At 74.5% G+C, this 18531-nt stretch carries 1 protein-coding gene; it reads left to right on the forward strand.

Annotation, left to right across the window (positions count from 1 at the left end; genetic code table 11):
- Positions 1 to 27: 27 nt before the first annotated feature.
- A complete protein-coding gene (locus tag NQU55_RS15565; protein ID WP_256790732.1) occupies positions 28 to 18489 on the forward strand; it encodes a type I polyketide synthase in 18462 nt (6153 codons plus the stop codon).
- The last annotated feature ends 42 nt before the right edge of the window (positions 18490 to 18531 follow it).

An 18531-nucleotide genomic window follows, 5' to 3' on the forward strand; every position in this document is an offset into this window, starting at 1 on the left:
CACGCACTGCTACCGAGGACGTAAAACATGTCGAACGACGACAAGCTCAGGGATTACCTCAAGCGCGTGATGGTGGACTTGCGCCACACCCGCAGGCAGCTGGGTGAGCTGGAGGCGAAGGACACCGAGCCCATCGCCATCGTCGGGATGGCCTGCCGCTACCCGGGCGGGGTCGCCTCCCCCGAGGACCTGTGGCACCTGGTCTCCTCGGGCGCCGACGCAGTGACCGGGTTCCCCGCCGACCGCGGCTGGGACCTCGACGCGATCCACGACCCCGAGCCCGGGCGCACGGGACGGACGTACGTGCGCGAGGGCGGCTTCCTCCACGACGCCGCCGACTTCGACCCCGCGTTCTTCGGGATCTCCCCCCGCGAGGCCCTGGTCATGGACCCGCAGCAGCGGCTGCTGCTGCAGACCTCGTGGGAAGCCTTCGAACGCGCGGGCATCGACCCCGCCGCGGCCCGGGGCACCCGGGCCGGAGTGTTCGTCGGCACCAACGGCCAGGACCACGCCTACCTCCAGCGGCCGGGCGACAGCGACATCGAGGCCCACCTCGTCACCGCCAACACCGCGGCCGTGGTCTCCGGACGCATCTCGTACGCCCTCGGCCTCGAAGGCCCGGCCGTCACCGTCGACACGGCCTGCTCCTCCTCGCTGGTGGCCCTCCACCTGGCCGCCCAGGCCCTGCGCCGCGGCGAGTGCTCGCTCGCCCTGGCCGGCGGCGCGACCGTGATGGCCACGCCGAACACGTTCATCGCGTTCAGCGCGCAGCGCGGCCTGTCGCCCGACGGCCGCTGCCGCGCGTTCTCGTCGACCGCCGACGGCACCGGCATGTCCGAAGGCGTCGGCGTGCTCCTGCTGGAGCGGCTGTCCGACGCCCGCCGACTCGGCCACGACGTGCTCGCCGTCATCCGCGGCAGCGCCGTCAACCAGGACGGCGCGTCCAACGGCCTCACCGCCCCCAACGGCCCGTCGCAGGTGCGCGTCATCCAGCAGGCGCTGGAGAACGCGCGGCTGACCGCCTCCCAGGTCGACGCGGTCGAGGCGCACGGCACGGCCACCACCCTCGGCGACCCGATCGAAGCCGAGGCGCTGCTCGCCACGTACGGCCAGGAGCACCCCGGCGACCGGCCGCTGTGGCTGGGGTCCGTCAAGTCCAACCTCGGTCACACGCAGGCGGCTTCCGGCGTCGCCGGTGTGATCAAGATGGTGATGGCCATCCGCAACGGCGTGCTGCCGCAGACGCTCCACGTGGACGAGCCGACCCCCCAGGTCGACTGGTCGGCCGGCGGTGTCCGGCTGCTGACCGAGGCCGTCCAGTGGCCCGAGTCGGACCACCCCCGCCGTGCCGCCGTCTCCTCGTTCGGTGTCAGCGGCACCAACGCCCACACGATCATCGAGCAGGCCCCCGCCCTGGAGGAGGAGCCCGCCGGCGAGGCCGCCGAGGCGCCCGCAGCCGGCGCGCTGCCGTGGGTGCTCTCGGCCAAGAGCGACGCGGCGCTGCGTGCCCAGGCCGAGCGCCTGCTCTCCCTCCTGGAGAGCGGCACCGACCGGTCGCCCGCCGACATCGGCTTCTCCCTCGCCACGACCCGCGCCGCCTGGGACCGGCGGGCGGCCGTCGTCGGCGAGACCCTGGAGGAACTCACCGAAGGCGTACGGGCACTGGCGTCGGACAGCCCGTCCGCGGCCGTGATCCGCAGCACGGGCGGCCCCGGGGACAAGACCGGGTTCCTGTTCTCGGGGCAGGGTTCGCAGCGCTTGGGCATGGGGCGTGAGCTGTACGCGGCGTACCCGGTGTTCGCTGCCGCTTACGACGAGGTGTGTGCGCTGCTGGACGCACCGGTGGATGTGGATGCGGAAACGCTTCATCAGACCGGGTGCACCCAGCCTGCCCTTTTCGCGATCGAGGTGGCGCTGTTCCGGCTCCTCGAATCGTGGGGCGTCCGGCCGGATTACGTGGCCGGTCACTCTGTCGGTGAGATCGCTGCGGCGCATGTGGCTGGGGTGCTGTCGCTCGCCGATGCGGCAAAGCTGGTGTCGGCGCGGGCCGCACTGATGCAGGCGCTGCCCGCGGGTGGTGCGATGGTGGCCGTTCAGGCGACCGAGGACGAGATTCTCCCGCACCTCACTGACGGGGTCGGTATTGCGGCGATCAATGGACCTCAGTCCGTGGTGGTTTCCGGCGCGGAGGACGCTGCTGTCGCGATCGGTGAGATCTTCAAGCAGCAGGGCCGTAAGACGTCCCGCCTGAAGGTCAGCCACGCCTTCCACTCGCCGCTGATGGATCCGATGCTGGAGGACTTCGCCGAGGTCGTGAGCGGTCTGACCTTCAGCGAGCCGCGGATCCCGGTGGTCTCCAACCTCACCGGCCGCCTGGCCGAGCCGTACACCCCCGAGTACTGGGTCCGCCACGTCCGCGAGGCGGTCCGTTTCGCCGACGGCGTGCAGACCCTGCACGACCTGGGCGTCACGACGTTCGTGGAGATCGGCCCCGGCGGCGTCCTCAGCGGAATGGCGCAGGGTTGTGTCGAGGGTGCGGTCACCGTCCCGCTGCTGCGTGCCGACCGTCCCGAGCAGCAGGCCGTCACCGCCGCGCTCGCCGAACTGCACGTGCACGGCGTCTCCCCGGACTGGCAGGCACTCTTCCCCGGCGCGCGGAAGGCCGACCTGCCCACGTACGCCTTCCAGCAGCAGCGCTACTGGCTGGAGGCCCCCGAGGCCGAGGCGGCCGTCGTGGACGCGGTCGACGCCGAGTTCTGGGCGAGCGTCGAGCGCGAGGACGCCCAGTCGCTCGCCGCGACGCTGGGCCTGAGCGCCGAAGAGCTGGACGTCGTCGTCCCGAAGCTGTCCGCCTGGCGGCGGCAGCGGCGCGAGCAGTCCGTCGTGGACGGCTGGCGCTACCAGCTGACCTGGCAGCCGCTGGACGGCCTGCCCGCCACGGACCTGTCCGGCGGCACCTGGCTGTTCGCCGCGCCCGAGGGCGACCAGTGGGCCGAGTCGGTCCGCGCGGTCCTCGACGCACGCGGCGCGCACCTGATCCCGCTGACGGTCGGCGCGGACGCCGACCGCGAGTCCCTGGCCGGCGAGCTGACCCGGGCCGCGGCCGAAGCCGGGTCGCTTCAGGCCGCATCACCGCAGGCCGGATCCCTTCAGGGCGTCCTGTCGCTGCTCGCGATCGACGAGACCGCCTCGCCCGAACACCCCGCGGTCTCCCAGGGCCTCGCACAGACCGTGGCGCTGGCCCAGGCGCTAGGTGACGCGGGCATCGACGCTCCGCTGTGGTGCCTCACCCGGGGCGCGGCGGCCACCGGCCGCTCGGACGACGCGCCGCTGAGCGCGGTGCAGCACCAGGTGTGGGGCTTCGGCCGCGCCCTCGCCCTGGAACACACCCGGCGCTGGGGCGGCCTGATCGACCTGCCGGCGAAGGTGGACGAGCGCGCCGCCGGCCGTATCGCCGCCGTGCTGAACCAGGGCGCCGGCACCGCGGAGGACCAGGTCGCCGTCCGTGCGTCCGGCGTGTTCACCGCCCGCCTCACCCACGCCCGCAGCGGCACCGGCCGGTCGTGGTCGGCGCGCGGCACGGTGCTGATCACCGGTGGTACGGGTGCGCTGGGCGGGCACGTCGCCCGCTGGCTCGCCGGTGCCGGTGCCGAACACCTGGTGCTCGCCGGCCGTCGCGGCGCAGACGCGCCCGGCGCGGCCGGCCTCAAGGCCGAGCTGGAGGAGCTGGGAGCGCGCGTCACCCTCGCGGCGTGCGACGTCGCCGACCGCGACGCGGTGGCGGCGCTGCTCGCCGAGCACACCTTCACCTCCGTCTTCCACGCCGCGGGCGTGGAGCAGTTCGCCCCCTTCGACGAACTGACCCCGGCCGACTTCGCCCGCACGATCGCGGCGAAGGCCGGCGGCGCCGCCCACCTGGACGAGCTGCTGGGCGACCGGGAGCTGGACGCCTTCGTCCTCTTCTCCTCGATCGCCGGCGTGTGGGGGAGCGGTCTGCAGACCGCCTACGCGGCCGCCAACGCCTTCCTCGACGGCCTCGCCGTCCGGCGCAGGGCCGCGGGCCTGACCGCCACCGCGATCGCCTGGGGCCCCTGGGCCGACGGCGGCATGGTCACCGACGCCGACGAGGAGCACCTGCGCCGCCGCGGCGTCGTCACCCTGCCCGCCGCACTCGCCGTGACCGCGGTCCAGCGCGCCCTCGACTGCGACGACACCGCGACCGTAGTGGCCGACATCGACTGGGAACGGTTCATCGGACCGTTCACCCTCGGCCGCCCGAGCGCCCTGCTGTCCGAACTGCCCGAGGTGCGCCGTGCCGAGGCCGCCGCGCCGGCCGACACCGCAGGGGGAACCGCGCCCCTGGCCGCCCAGCTCGCCGCACTGCCGGAGGCCAAGCGCACGGAGACCCTGGTCGACCTGGTCCGCGCCCACGTCGCGGCCGTCCTGGGCCACGCCTCGGCGGCGGAGGTCGAGCCCGACCGGGCGTTCAAGGACCTCGGCTTCGACTCGCTGACCGCCGTCGAACTCCGCAACAAGGTCAACGCGGCGACCGGCCTCGCGCTGCCGCCCACCCTGGTCTTCGACTACCCCAACGCCACGGCGCTCGCGCGCTTCCTCCGGAGCGAGCTGCTCGGCTCGCAGGCCGCCGCGCTGCAGGAACAGCACGCGGCCGCCGCCGGGGACGACGAGCCCATCGCCATCGTGGCGATGAGCTGCCAGCTGCCCGGCGGCGTCGACTCGCCCGAGGCCCTGTGGAACCTCGTGGCGTCCGGCGGCGACGCCATCTCGGAATTCCCGGGCAACCGCGGCTGGGACGTCGACTCCCTCTACGACCCCGACCCCGACCGCCCCGGCAAGACCTACGCGCGCGACGGCGGCTTCCTCTACGACGCCACCGACTTCGACGCCGCCTTCTTCGGCATCAGCCCCCGCGAGGCCCTGGCGATGGACCCGCAGCAGCGGCTCCTGCTGGAGACCTCCTGGGAGGCCTTCGAGCGGGCCGGGATCACCCCCGCACAGCTGCGCGGCAGCCGGACCGGCGTCTTCGTCGGCATGGCCTACCAGGGCTACGGAGCCGACGTGCGCCGGACGCCGGAAGGCGTCGAAGGACACCGGCTGGTCGGCGGCGCGTCCAGCGTCGTCTCCGGCCGGGTGGCCTACACCTTCGGCCTCGAAGGCCCGGCCGTCACGATCGACACGGCCTGCTCGTCCTCGCTCGTCGCCCTCCACCTGGCCGTCCAGTCGCTGCGCAGCGGCGAGTGCACGATGGCCCTGGCCGGCGGCGTCACCATCATGGCCAGCCCCAACGTCTTCGTGGAGTTCAGCCGCCAGCGCGGTCTGTCGCCCGACGGCCGGTGCAGGGCGTTCGGCGCGGACGCGGACGGCACCGGCTGGTCCGAAGGCGTGGGCGTGGTGCTCGTGGAGCGCCTCTCCGACGCCGTCCGCAACGGTCACGAGGTCCTGGCGGTGGTCCGCGGCAGCGCGGTCAACCAGGACGGCGCGTCCAACGGCCTGACCGCCCCGAACGGCCCGGCCCAGCAGCGCGTGATCCGGCAGGCCCTGGCCTCGGCCGGCGTCGAGCCGGGCGACGTCGACGTCGTCGAGGCGCACGGCACCGGTACGACGCTGGGCGACCCGATCGAGGCGCAGGCGCTCCTCGCCACGTACGGCCAGGAGCGGCCGGAGGACCGGCCGCTGTGGCTGGGGTCGCTCAAGTCCAACATCGGCCACACCCAGGCCGCTGCGGGCGTGGCAGGCATCATCAAGATGGTCATGGCGATGCGCCACGGCGTGCTGCCGCAGACCCTGCACGCGGACGAGCCGACGCCGCACGTGGACTGGTCCACGGGTGACGTGCGCCTGCTGACCCAGGCCGTCGAGTGGCCGGAGTCGGACCGCCCGCGCCGTGCCGCGATCTCGTCGTTCGGCGTCAGCGGCACCAACGCCCACACCATCATCGAGCAGGCCCCCGCGGCAGCCGAGCCGCCCCCGACGCCCGACTCCGGCGCGGTCGTGCCGTGGGTGCTGTCGGGCAAGGGCGAGCCGGCGCTGCGCGCGCAGGCGGCCCGGCTGGCCGGTCACCTCGACGCGCAGGACGGGTGGACGGCTGCGGACATCGGCCTCTCCCTCGCCTCCCGCGAGACGTTCGAGGACCGTGCCGTGCTCCTGGCGCAGGGCCCGGACGAGCTCCGTCAGGCACTCGCCGCGCTCGCGGCCGGCGAACCGGCGGCGAACGTGACGCTGGGCCGCGCCCGCTCCGAAGGCAAGACCGGCTTCCTGTTCTCCGGCCAGGGCTCGCAGCGCATCGGCATGGGCCGCGAGCTGTACGAGGCGTTCCCCGTCTTCGCCGATGCGTACGACGAGGTGTGCGCGCGTCTGGACGCGCCGGTCGACGTCGGCTCCGAGGACCTCGACCAGACCGGCTCCACTCAGCCCGCCCTCTTCGCGATCGAGGTGGCGCTGTTCCGGCTCCTCGAATCGTGGGGCATCCGGCCCGACTACGTGGCCGGTCACTCCGTGGGCGAGATCGCGGCCGCGCATGTGGCCGGTGTGCTGTCGCTCGACGACGCGGCGAAGCTCGTGTCGGCGCGGGCCGCGCTGATGCAGGCCCTGCCCGCCGGTGGCGCGATGGTGGCGGTCCAGGCGACCGAGGACGAAGTCCTGCCGCACCTGACCGACGAGGTCGGCATCGCCGCGGTCAACGGCCCGCGGTCCGTGGTGATCTCCGGCGCGGAGGGCGCCGTCACCGCGATCGCCGAGGCCTTTGAGCAGCAGGGCCGCAAGACCTCCCGGCTGAAGGTCAGCCACGCGTTCCACTCGCCGCTCATGGACCCCATGCTCGACGAGTTCGGCCGTGCGGTGGCGGGCCTGACGTTCCACGAGCCGCGGATCCCCGTCGTGTCCAACCTGACCGGCCGCCTGGCCGAGTCGTACACCCCGGAGTACTGGGTCCGTCACGTCCGCGAGGCGGTCCGTTTCGCCGATGGTGTCCGCACCCTGCACGACCTGGGCGTGACGACGTTCGTGGAGGTCGGCCCCGGCGGCGTCCTCAGCGGAATGGCGCAGGGCTGTGTCGAGGGTGCGGTCACCGTCCCGCTGCTGCGTGCCGACCGTCCCGAGCGGCAGGCCGCCGTCGCCGCACTCGCCGAACTGCACGTGCACGGCGTGTCCCCGGACTGGCAGGCGCTCTTCCCCGGCGCTCACCGCGTCGCCCTGCCCACCTACGCCTTCCAGCGCGAGCGCTTCTGGCTGGAAGGGGACGAGGACCTGGCCGCCGCCGGCGGCACCGCGGCCGACCCGGCGGACTCCGGATTCTGGGACACCGTGGAGCGGGAGGACGCCGAGTCCCTCGCCGCGACCCTCGGTGTCGGCGCGGACGACTCGCTCAGTGCGATCCTGCCCCGGCTGTCCGCGTGGCGCCGTCAGCGCCGCGAGCAGTCCGTGGTCGACGGCTGGCGCTACCACGTCACGTGGAAGCCGCTGGGCGCGCTCCCGGAGTCCGGCGCGGCCGGAACCTGGCTGCTCGTGACGGCCGGAGAGAGCGAGTGGGCAGCCTCGGTCCGCACCGCGCTCGGCGAGCGCGGCCTGGACATGATCACGCTCGTCGCCGCGCCCGGCACCGACCGCGCGACGCTGGCCCGCGAGCTGGCCGGCACCGGCCCCGTGGCCGGCGTGCTGTCGCTGCTCGCCGAGGACGAGAGCACCTCGGCCGACCACCCCGGCCTGTCGCACGGCCTCGCCGCCACCCTCTGCCTGGTGCAGGCGCTCGGTGACGCGGGCATCGACGCGCCCCTGTGGTGCGCCACCCGCGGCGCGGTGGCCACCGGCCGCTCCGACCGCGTGGACCGGCCGCTGCAGTCGCAGGTGTGGGGCTTCGGCCGGGCCGCGGCGCTGGAGTACCCGCAGCGCTGGGGCGGTCTGCTCGACCTCCCCGAGCTGCTCGACCCCCGTACCGCGGCCCGCGTGGCCGCCGTCCTCGGGCAGTCGGCCGAGGACCAGGTGGCGGTCCGCGCCTCGGGCGTCTTCGGACGCCGCCTCGTGCGGGCAGGCAACGCCACCGCTCCCGCCCGGGCGTGGTCGCCGCGCGGCACGGTGCTGATCACCGGTGGTACGGGTGCGCTGGGCGGGCACGTCGCCCGCTGGCTCGCCGGTGCGGGCGCCGAGCACCTCGTGCTCACCAGCCGCCGCGGACCGGACGCGCCCGGCGCCGCCGAACTCGTCGCGGAGCTGGAGGAACTCGGCGCGGCAGCCACCGTCGTGGCCTGCGACGCGGCCGACCGGGACGCCCTGCGCGCACTGCTGGCCGCACACCCCGTCAACGCCGTCGTCCACGCCGCAGGCGTCGGCGACCACGTCATGATCGAGGACTCCGACCCGGCCGGGTTCGCCCGCACGGTGTCGGCGAAGGCGGCGGGCGCGACCCACCTGGACGAACTGCTGGACGACCAGGACCTCGACGCGTTCGTCATGTTCTCCTCGGGCGCCGGCATCTGGGGCGGCGCCAGCCAGGGCGCCTACTCGGCGGCCAACGCCTACCTGGACGCCCTCGCCGAGTACCGGCGGGCACGCGGGCGCACCGCGCTCGCCGTCTCCTGGGGCGGCTGGGCCGAAGGCGGCATGGCCGGCGTCGGCGACGGCGAGGAGATGCTGCGCCGCCGCGGCCTGCCGCCCATGCGGCCCGCCCTCGCGATCTCCGCGCTGCAGCAGGCCCTGGCCGACGACGAGACCGCCCTGACCGTGGCGGACTTCGACTGGGAGCGGTTCATCGGCCCGTTCACCGTCACCCGCCCCAGCGCCCTGCTCTCCGACGTGCCCGAAGCGCGCCGCGCCCTGGAGGCCCCGGCCTCCGGCGAAGCCGGAGCCGGCAACGCCCTCGCCGCGAAGCTGGCCGGGCTGCCGGCGGGCGAGCAGGACCGCACGCTGGTGGACCTCGTCCGTACCCGCGCGGCCGCCGTGCTCGGCCACGACGGCGCCGCGGCGGTCGAGCCCGGCCGGGCGTTCAACGACCTCGGCTTCGACTCGCTCACCGCCGTCGAACTGCGCAACAAGCTCACCGCCGACACCGGCCTGAAGCTGCCCACCACCCTGGTCTTCGACTACCCGAACGCCACCGCCCTGGCCCGGTTCCTGCACACCGGACTGCTCGGTGCGCAGAGCGCCGCGCCCCAGGAGCGGAGCACGGCCGCCGACGACAACGAGCCCATCGCGATCGTGGCGATGAGCTGCCGCCTCCCCGGCGGCGTCGGCTCGCCCGAGGACCTCTGGCAGCTCGTGATGTCCGGCGGCGACGCCGTCGCGGGCTTCCCCGAGGACCGCGGCTGGGACATCGAGAACCTCTACGACCCCGACCCGGGCGTCCCGGGCAAGACGTACGCCCGCGACGGCGGCTTCCTCTACGACGCGGGCGACTTCGACGCCGCGCTGTTCGGGATCTCGCCCCGCGAGGCGCTCGCGATGGACCCGCAGCAGCGCCTGCTGCTGGAGGCCTCCTGGGAGGCCTTCGAGCGGGCCGGCATCGACCCGGCCTCCCTGAAGGGCAGCCGCACGGGCGTGTTCGTCGGCATGTCCTACCAGGGCTACGGCGCCGGCCTCCCGCAGGTCCCCGAAGGCGTCGAGGGACACCTGCTCACCGGCAGCGCCGCGAGCGTCGTCTCCGGGCGCGTGGCCTACTCGTTCGGCCTCGAAGGCCCGGCCGTCACCGTCGACACGGCCTGCTCGTCGTCGCTGGTCGCGCTGCACCTGGCCATCCAGTCGCTGCGCAACGGCGAGAGCACGATGGCCGTCGCGGGCGGCGTCAACGTCATGGCCGTACCGGCCGCGTTCGTGGAGTTCAGCCGGCAGCGCGGGCTGTCCGCCGACGGCCGCTGCAAGGCCTTCGGCGCCGGCGCGGACGGCACCGGCTGGGCGGAGGGCGTGGGCGTGGTGCTCGTCGAGCGCCTCAGCGACGCCGTGCGCCACGGCCACGACGTCCTCGCCGTCGTGCGGGGCAGCGCCGTCAACCAGGACGGCGCGTCCAACGGCCTGACCGCGCCCAACGGCCCGGCCCAGCAGCGCGTGATCCGGCAGGCCCTGGCCTCCGCCGGGCTCACCGAGGCCGACGTCGACGTGGTGGAGGCGCACGGCACGGGCACCGCGCTCGGCGACCCCATCGAGGCGCAGGCCCTGCTGGCGACGTACGGTCAGGACCGCTCCGAGGACGAGCCGCTGTGGCTGGGCTCGCTGAAGTCCAACATCGGTCACGCCCAGGCGGCGTCCGGCGTCGCCGGTGTGATCAAGATGGTGATGGCCATGCGGCACGGCGTGCTGCCGCGGACGCTGCACGCGGACGAGCCCACGCCGCACGTCGACTGGTCTGCGGGCGCCGTTCGGCTCCTGACCGAGGCCGTCGACTGGCCCGAGTCCGGTCGTCCGCGCCGCGCCGGCATCTCCTCCTTCGGCGTCAGCGGCACCAACGCCCACACGATCATCGAGCAGGCCCCGGAAGCGGAGCCGGCCGCCGTCGCACCGGTCGAGGTCGCCTCGGCGACCGTGCCGTGGGTGCTGTCCGGCAAGTCCGAGGCCGCGTTGCGGGCCCAGGCCGAGCGCCTGCTGGCCCTCACCGCGGACGGCGCCGGGCCGTCCCTCACCGACGCCGGCTTCTCCCTGGCCACCACCCGGGCCGCCCTGGAGCACCGCGCCGCCGTGGTCGGAGCCGACCGCGGCCGGATCGCCGAGGGCCTGCGGGCCCTGGTGTCGGGGGCGCCCGCTCCCGGCGTCGTCCTCGGCCGCGCCGACGCCGGCCAGGTCGGCTTCCTCTTCTCCGGGCAGGGCTCCCAGCGGCCCGGCATGGGCCGGGAACTCTATGAGGCCTTCCCGGTCTTCGCCGAGGCCTACGACCAGGTGTGCGCACACCTCGACCGGCACCTCGACCGGCCCCTGCGGGACGTGGTCTTCGGCGAGAACGGTCACGGGGACGGCGACGCGCTGAACCGCACCGCCTTCACCCAGCCCGCCCTGTTCGCGCACGAAGTCGCGATCCACCGCCTGCTGGAGTCGTGGGGCGTGCGCCCGGACTACCTGGCCGGTCACTCCGTCGGCGAGATCGCCGCGGCCCACGTGGCCGGGGTCCTCTCCCTGGAGGACGCGGCCACGCTGGTGACGGCCCGCGCCCGCCTGATGCAGGCGCTGCCCTCCGGCGGTGCGATGGTGGCCGTCCAGGCCACCGAGGACGAGGTCCTGCCGCTCCTCACCGGCGCGGTGAGCATCGCCGCGGTCAACGGCCCCTCGTCGGTGGTGATCTCCGGTGACGAGGACGCCGTGACGGCCGTCGCCGAGGACTTCGCCCGGCAGGGCCGCAAGACCTCCCGGCTCACCGTGAGCCACGCGTTCCACTCGCCGCTGATGGATCCCATGCTGGAGGAGTTCGCCCGCGTCGTCGGCGGACTGCGCTTCGAGAAGCCGGCCGTCCCGGTCGTCTCCAACGTCACCGGCGAGCTCATCGACGCGTACACGGCGGACTACTGGGTGCGGCACGTCCGCGAGGCCGTGCGCTTCGCCGACGGCATCCGCACCCTGGGCGACCTGGGCGTCACCACGTTCGTGGAGGTCGGCCCCGGCGGCGTGCTCAGCGGCATGGCCCAGGGCTGCCTGGACGGCGCGGTCACCGTGCCCGCCGTACGGGCCGGCGGCCCCGAGCCCGAGGCGATCACCGGCGCCGTCGCGCAGCTCCACGTCCACGGCGTCCCCGTCGACTGGCACGCGTTCTTCGCCGGCCGCGGCGCCCGGCGCGCGGACCTGCCGACCTACGCCTTCCAGCACCAGAGGTACTGGCTGGAGACCGTCGCCCCCACCGTCGCCGCCACGGGCACCGACGCCGTGGAGGCCGGCTTCTGGGAGACGGTGGAACGCGAGGACGCCCAGTCCCTCGCCGCCGCCCTCGACCTGCCCGCCGAGCAGCTGGACGCGGTCCTGCCCCGGCTGTCGGCGTGGCGCCGGCAGCAGCGCCGGGAGTCCGCGGTGGAAGGCTGGTCCTACCGCGCGGTCTGGAAGCCGCTGAGCGGTCTCCGGACGCACGAACTGCCGGGCGACTGGCTGTTCCTGGTCACCGAGGAGACCGACTGGACCGCCGCCGTCGCCCGCGGGCTCACGGCCCGCGGCGCCCGGCTGATCCCGGTCGTGGCCGACGCGGCCGCCGACCGCGGCACCCTGCTGCGGCAGCTCGGCGACGCGGCCGGCAGCACACCGGTCGACGGCGTCATCTCCCTGCTCGGCACCGACGAGCGGCCCCACCCCGCGCACCCCGCCCTCTCCACCGGCACCGCGCTGACCCTCGCGCTCGTCCAGGCCCTGGGCGACGCCGGGATCGACGCCCCGCTGTGGGCGCTGACCAGGTCCGCGATGTCCACCGGCCGTTCGGACACGGCGCCGAGCGCCGCCCAGAACGCCGTCTGGGGCCTGGGCCGGGTCGCCGCGCTGGAGCACGCGCAGCGCTGGGGCGGTCTGGTCGACCTCCCGGAGACGATCGACGACCGGGTCACCGGCCGCCTCGCCGCGGTCCTCGGCCAGTCCGCCGAGGACCAGGTCGCGATCCGCGACCGCGGCGTGTTCGGCCGCAGGCTCGCCCACGCCGCCACCCGCCGGAACGGCCGGACCGGGCAGCAGTGGTCGCCGCGCGGCACCGTGCTGATCACCGGTGGTACGGGTGCGCTCGGCGGGCACGTCGCCCGCTGGCTCGCCGGCGCCGGTGCCGGACACCTGGTGCTCGCCGGCCGCCGCGGGCCCGACGCCCCCGGCGCGGCCGCCCTCAAGGCCGAACTGGAGACGACAGGCGTCCGCGTGACCGTCGCCGCCTGCGACATGGCCGACCGCGAGGCGGTCTCCGCGCTGCTCGCCGAGCACCCGGTGAACGCCGTCGTCCACACGGCCGGCGTGGACCACCTGGAGCCGCTGGACGCCATGACGCCGGGCGCCTTCGCCGACGTGCTGTCCGCGAAGGCGGCCGGCGCCCTGCACCTCGACGCCCTCCTCGCGGACCGGGAGCTCGACGCCTTCGTGCTCTTCTCCTCCATCGCGGGCCTGTGGGGCAGCGGCTACCAGGCCGCCTACGCGGCGGCCAACGCCCTGCTCGACGGGCTCGCCGAACGACGGCGCGCCCGGGGCCTGACCGCCACCGCCGTGGCCTGGGGTCCCTGGGCCGGCGGCGGCATGGCCGAGAGCGACGGCGCGGACGAACGACTGCGCCGCCGCGGCCTGATCCCCATGCCCGCCGCCCTCGCCGTGGCCGGCCTCCGGCAGGCGCTGGACTCCGGCGAACCGACCGTGACCGTGGCCGACATCGACTGGGAGCGCTTCCTCCCGCCGTTCACCGTGGGCCGCCCGAGCGCACTGCTCGGCGACCTCCCGGAGGCCGAGCGGATCCTCGGCGCCGGCGGCCCCGCCGGCGAGCCCGGCACGACCGCCGCCTCGCCGCTGGCCGCCCGCCTCGCCGGAATGCCCGAGGCCGAGCAGCACACGCAGCTGGTCGAGCTCGTCCGCACCCACGCGGCGGCCGTCCTCGGCCACAGCGGCGCCGGCGAGGTCGAGGCCGACCGGGCGTTCAAGGACCTGGGCTTCGACTCCCTGACCGCCGTCGAACTGCGCAACAAGCTCAACGCCGAGACCGGCCTCGCCCTGCCGCCCACCCTGGTCTTCGACTACCCCAACGCCCACGCACTCGCCCGGCAGCTGCGCACCGAGATCACCGGTCTCGCCGCCGCGGCCGCACCGGAGACGGCCGGCGCCGCGGCCGAGGACGACGACCCCATCGCGATCGTCGGCATGGCCTGCCGCTACCCGGGCGGGGTGCGCTCGCCCGAGGACCTGTGGCAGCTGGTGGTCTCCGGCAGCGACGCCGTGGGGGAGTTCCCCGCGGACCGCGGCTGGGACGTGGACGGCATCTACGACCCGGACCCGGACGCCTCCGGCAAGACGTACACGCGCCGCGGCGGATTCCTCTACGAGGCCGGCGAGTTCGACCCCGCGTTCTTCGGGATCAGCCCGCGCGAGGCCGTCGCCATGGACCCGCAGCAGCGCCTGCTGCTGGAGACCACGTGGGAGACGTTCGAGCGGGCCGGCATCGACGCCGAGTCGGTGCGGGGGAGCCGCACCGGAGTCTTCGTCGGCTCCGGCTACCAGGACTACGCCGCCCAGGCGTTCCACGCCATCGACGACTCCGAGGGCTTCTTCGGCACCGGCAACTCCGCGAGCATCATGTCCGGCCGCATCGCCTACACCCTCGGCCTGGAAGGACCGGCCGTCACCGTCGACACGGCGTGCTCGTCGTCGCTCGTGGCCCTGCACTGGGCGGTCCAGGCCCTGCGCAGCGGCGAGTGCTCCATGGCACTGGCCGGCGGCGTGATGGTCATGTCCACCCCGCGGGCCTTCGTGGAGTTCAGCCGCCAGCGGGGCCTGGCCGCCGACGGCCGCTGCAAGGCGTTCGGCGCCGGGGCCGACGGCACCGGCTGGGCCGAAGGCGTCGGCATGCTGCTGGTGGAGCGGCTCTCCGACGCCCGCCGCAACGGGCACCAGGTCCTGGCCGTCGTCCGCGGCAGCGCCATCAACCAGGACGGCGCCTCCAACGGCCTGACGGCACCCAACGGGCCCGCGCAGCAGCGCGTCATCCGCCAGGCCCTCACCACCGCCGGCCTCACCGCCGCCGACATCGACGCGGTGGAGGCGCACGGCACCGGCACCCGGCTCGGCGACCCCATCGAGGCGCAGGCACTGCTCGCGACGTACGGGCAGGAGCGGCCCGAGGGACGGCCGCTGTGGCTGGGCTCGCTGAAGTCCAACATCGGCCACGCCCAGGCCGCCGCCGGCGTCGGCGGCATCATCAAGATGGTCATGGCCATGCGCCACGGCGTCCTTCCGCAGACCCTGCACGTCGACGAGCCGACCCCGCACGTGGACTGGTCGGCAGGTGACGTCCGGCTGCTGACCGAGGCCATGGACTGGCCGGAGTCGGACCGCCCGCGCCGCGCCGCGATCTCGTCGTTCGGTGTCAGCGGCACCAACGCCCACACGATCATCGAGCAGGCCCCGGCCTTCGACGAGGAGCCCGCAGAGGCCCCGGCCCCGGTCCCGGCCCTGCTGCCGTGGGTGCTCTCCGCCAAGAGCAGCGCAGCCCTGCGCGATCAGGCGCGACGACTGCTGTCCTTCGTGAAGGACGGCATGTCACCGGCCGATGTCGGCTTCTCGCTGGCCACCACCCGCAGCACCCTGCGCCACCGGGCGGCAGTCGTCGGAGAGAGCTGTGACGACTTCCGGCGCGGACTGGGCTACCTGGCCGCCGGAATGCCGTCGCCCGCAGTCGTCCAGGGCCGGCCGGGAGGCAAGGCCGGGTTCCTGTTCTCGGGTCAGGGCTCGCAGCGCATCGGCATGGGGCGTGAGCTGTACGAGGCGTTCCCCGTCTTCGCCGAGGCCTATGACGAGGTGTGTGCGCGACTGGACGCGCCGGTCGACGTCGATGCCGAGACCCTGCACCAGACGGGTTCGACGCAGCCCGCGCTCTTCGCTGTTGAGGTGGCGCTGTTCCGGCTCCTCGAATCCTGGGGCGTCCGGCCGGACTACGTGGCCGGTCACTCCGTAGGTGAGATCGCTGCGGCTCATGTGGCGGGTGTGCTGTCGCTCGACGACGCGGCGAAGCTGGTGTCGGCGCGCGCCGCACTGATGCAGGCCCTGCCCGCCGGCGGGGCGATGGTGGCCGTCCAGGCGACCGAGGAGGAGGTCCTGCCGCACCTGAGCGAGCACGTCGGCATAGCGGCGATCAACGGACCTCAGTCCGTGGTGGTTTCCGGTGCGGAGGACGCTGCTGTCGCGATCGGTGAGATCTTCAAGCAGCAGGGTCGTAAGACCTCCCGCCTGAAGGTCAGCCACGCCTTCCACTCGCCGCTGATGGACCCGATGCTGGAGGACTTCGCCGAGGTCGTCCGGGGGCTCAGCTTCAGCGAGCCGCGGATCCCGGTGGTCTCCAACCTCACTGGCCGTCTCGCCGAGTCGTACACCCCGGAGTACTGGGTCCGCCACGTCCGTGAAGCAGTCCGCTTCGCCGACGGGATCCGGACCCTGCACGACCTGGGCGTCACGACCTTCGTCGAGATCGGCCCCGGCGGCGTCCTCAGCGCAATGGCGCAAGGCTGCCTGGACGAGGCCGTCACCGTGCCCGTCCTGCGTGCCGACCGCCCCGAGCGGCAGGCCGTCGTCACGGCCCTGGCGCACCTGCACACGCACGGCGTCCCCGTGGACTGGAGCACGTTCTTCTCCGGCACCCGGAAGGTCGACCTGCCGACGTACGCGTTCCAGCACGAGCGGTACTGGGTGGACGCGCCGGAAGCCGCTGCTGCGACGACGGTGACGGACCCGGTGGACGCGGAGTTCTGGGAGACCGTCGAGCGCGAGGACCTCCAGGCCCTCGCCGGCACCCTCGACATCCGTGCCGAGGACGCGTTCAGCGACGTCCTGCCGCGCCTGTCGTCGTGGCGGCGGCAGCGCAAGGAGCAGTCCACCGTGGACGGCTGGCGCTACGGCATCACCTGGAAAGGGATCCCCGACCCCGAGAGCCCGGCCGACCGGAACGGTCTATGGCTGGTTCCGGTCAGCGCTGCGCAACTCGGCGACGACTGGGTCACCGCCTGCCTGCGCGGGCTGACCGACCGCGGCCTGGCTCCGCTGCCGGTACCGGTCGAGCCGGCCACCGGCCGTGCGGACCTGGCCGCGCAGCTCGCCGGGGCTGCCGGTGACGAGCCCGTGGCGGGCGTCCTGTCCCTGCTCGCCGTCGACGGCGAGCCCGCACCGGCGGCCGCGGGCCTGACCACCGGCGTCGCGCTGTCCGTCCTGCTCGTCCAGGCCCTGGGCGACGCGGGCATCGGCGCCCCGCTGTGGTGCGCGACCCGGAACGCCATGGGCACCGGCCCCGCCGACGAGGTGGCGGACCCCTTCCAGTCCCAGGTCTGGGGCCTGGGCCGGGTGGCTGCGCTGGAGCACGCGCAGCGCTGGGGCGGTCTGGTCGACCTCCCGGGGACGATCGACGACCGGGTCTCCTCTCGCCTCGCCGCGGTGCTCGGCCAGTCGGCCGAGGACCAGGTCGCGATCCGCGACCGCGGCGTGTTCGGGCGGCGCCTGTCCCGTCTGCCCGCAGGCCGGACCGGCCGGTCCTGGACACCGCGCGGCACGGTGCTGATCACCGGTGGTACGGGTGCGCTGGGCGGGCACGTCGCCCGCTGGCTGGCGGGTGCGGGCGCCGAACACCTGGTGCTCACCAGCCGCCGGGGCATCGACGCCCCCGGAGCGGCCGGCCTCCGCGGCGAACTGGAGGCGCTGGGCGCCCGGGTGACGATCGCGGCCTGCGACATGGCCGACCGTGACGCGGTCTCCGCGCTGCTCGCCGAGCACCCGGTGAACGCCGTCGTCCACACGGCCGGCACCGCCGAGGCGGGCATGCTCGCCGAGACGAACCTCGGCGACTTCGCGGCGACGGTCGCCGCGAAGGCCCTGGGAGCCGTCCACCTCCACGAACTGCTCGGGGACCGGGAACTGGACGCCTTCGTCCTCTTCTCCTCCATCTCCGGCGTGTGGGGAGGCGGCGGGCAGGCCGCGTACTCGGCCGCGAACGCCTTCCTCGACGGCCTGGCGCAGCACCGGCGGGCCCGGGGCCTCGCCGCGACCGCGATCGCCTGGGGCCCGTGGGGCGAGGGCGGCATGGTCGCCGACGCCGGGGACGAGGAGCGGCTGCGGCAGCGCGGTCTGACCGTGCTGCGGCCGGACCGGGCGATCTCCGCGCTGCACGGTGCGCTGAGCGACGGCGACGGCGCGGTCACCGTGGCGGACGTGGACTGGGAGCGGTTCGTCGTCCCGTTCACCGTCAGCAGGCCGAGCGTGCTGCTGAGCGAGCTGCCCGAGGTCAGGGACGCCCTGGCCGACGAGCCCGCCGGGCAGGACGCGGAGCCGTCCGCGCTGAAGGAGAAGCTGTCCGGGCTGTCCGAGGACGAACAGCAACGCCTGCTCGTGGACACGGTCCGCGCTCACGCGGCGGCCGTCCTCGGCCACAGCGACTCGGCGGCGGTGGAAGCGGACCTGGCGTTCCGGGACCTCGGCTTCGACTCCCTCACGGCGGTCGAGCTGCGCAACCTGCTCACCGCCGACACCGGCCTGACCCTGCCCGCGACGCTGGTCTTCGACCACCCGACGCCCGAGGCCATCGCCCGGTTCCTGCGGAGCGAACTCGCCGGCGGTACGGGCCCGGCCGAGGCGTCGGTCTTCAGCGAGCTGGACCGCCTGGAGTCGGTGATCTCGACGGCCGCCTCCGCCGAGGAGACGGTCCGGTCGGGGGTGCGCAGGCGCCTGCAGGAGCTGCTGAACCTGGTGAACTCCGCCGGGGAACAGGGAGCGGAATCCGCCGACGCACAGCGGCAGCTGCAGGACGCGACGATCGACGACATCTTCGATCTGATCGATCAAGATCTAGAAAATTCCTAGTTCTTGGCGCTCTACCTTTAACGACAGCCGAGGACGGACGGG

This window comes from Streptomyces telluris (assembly GCF_024519335.1).
GTDB classification, from domain to species: Bacteria; Actinomycetota; Actinomycetes; order Streptomycetales; family Streptomycetaceae; genus Streptomyces; species Streptomyces telluris.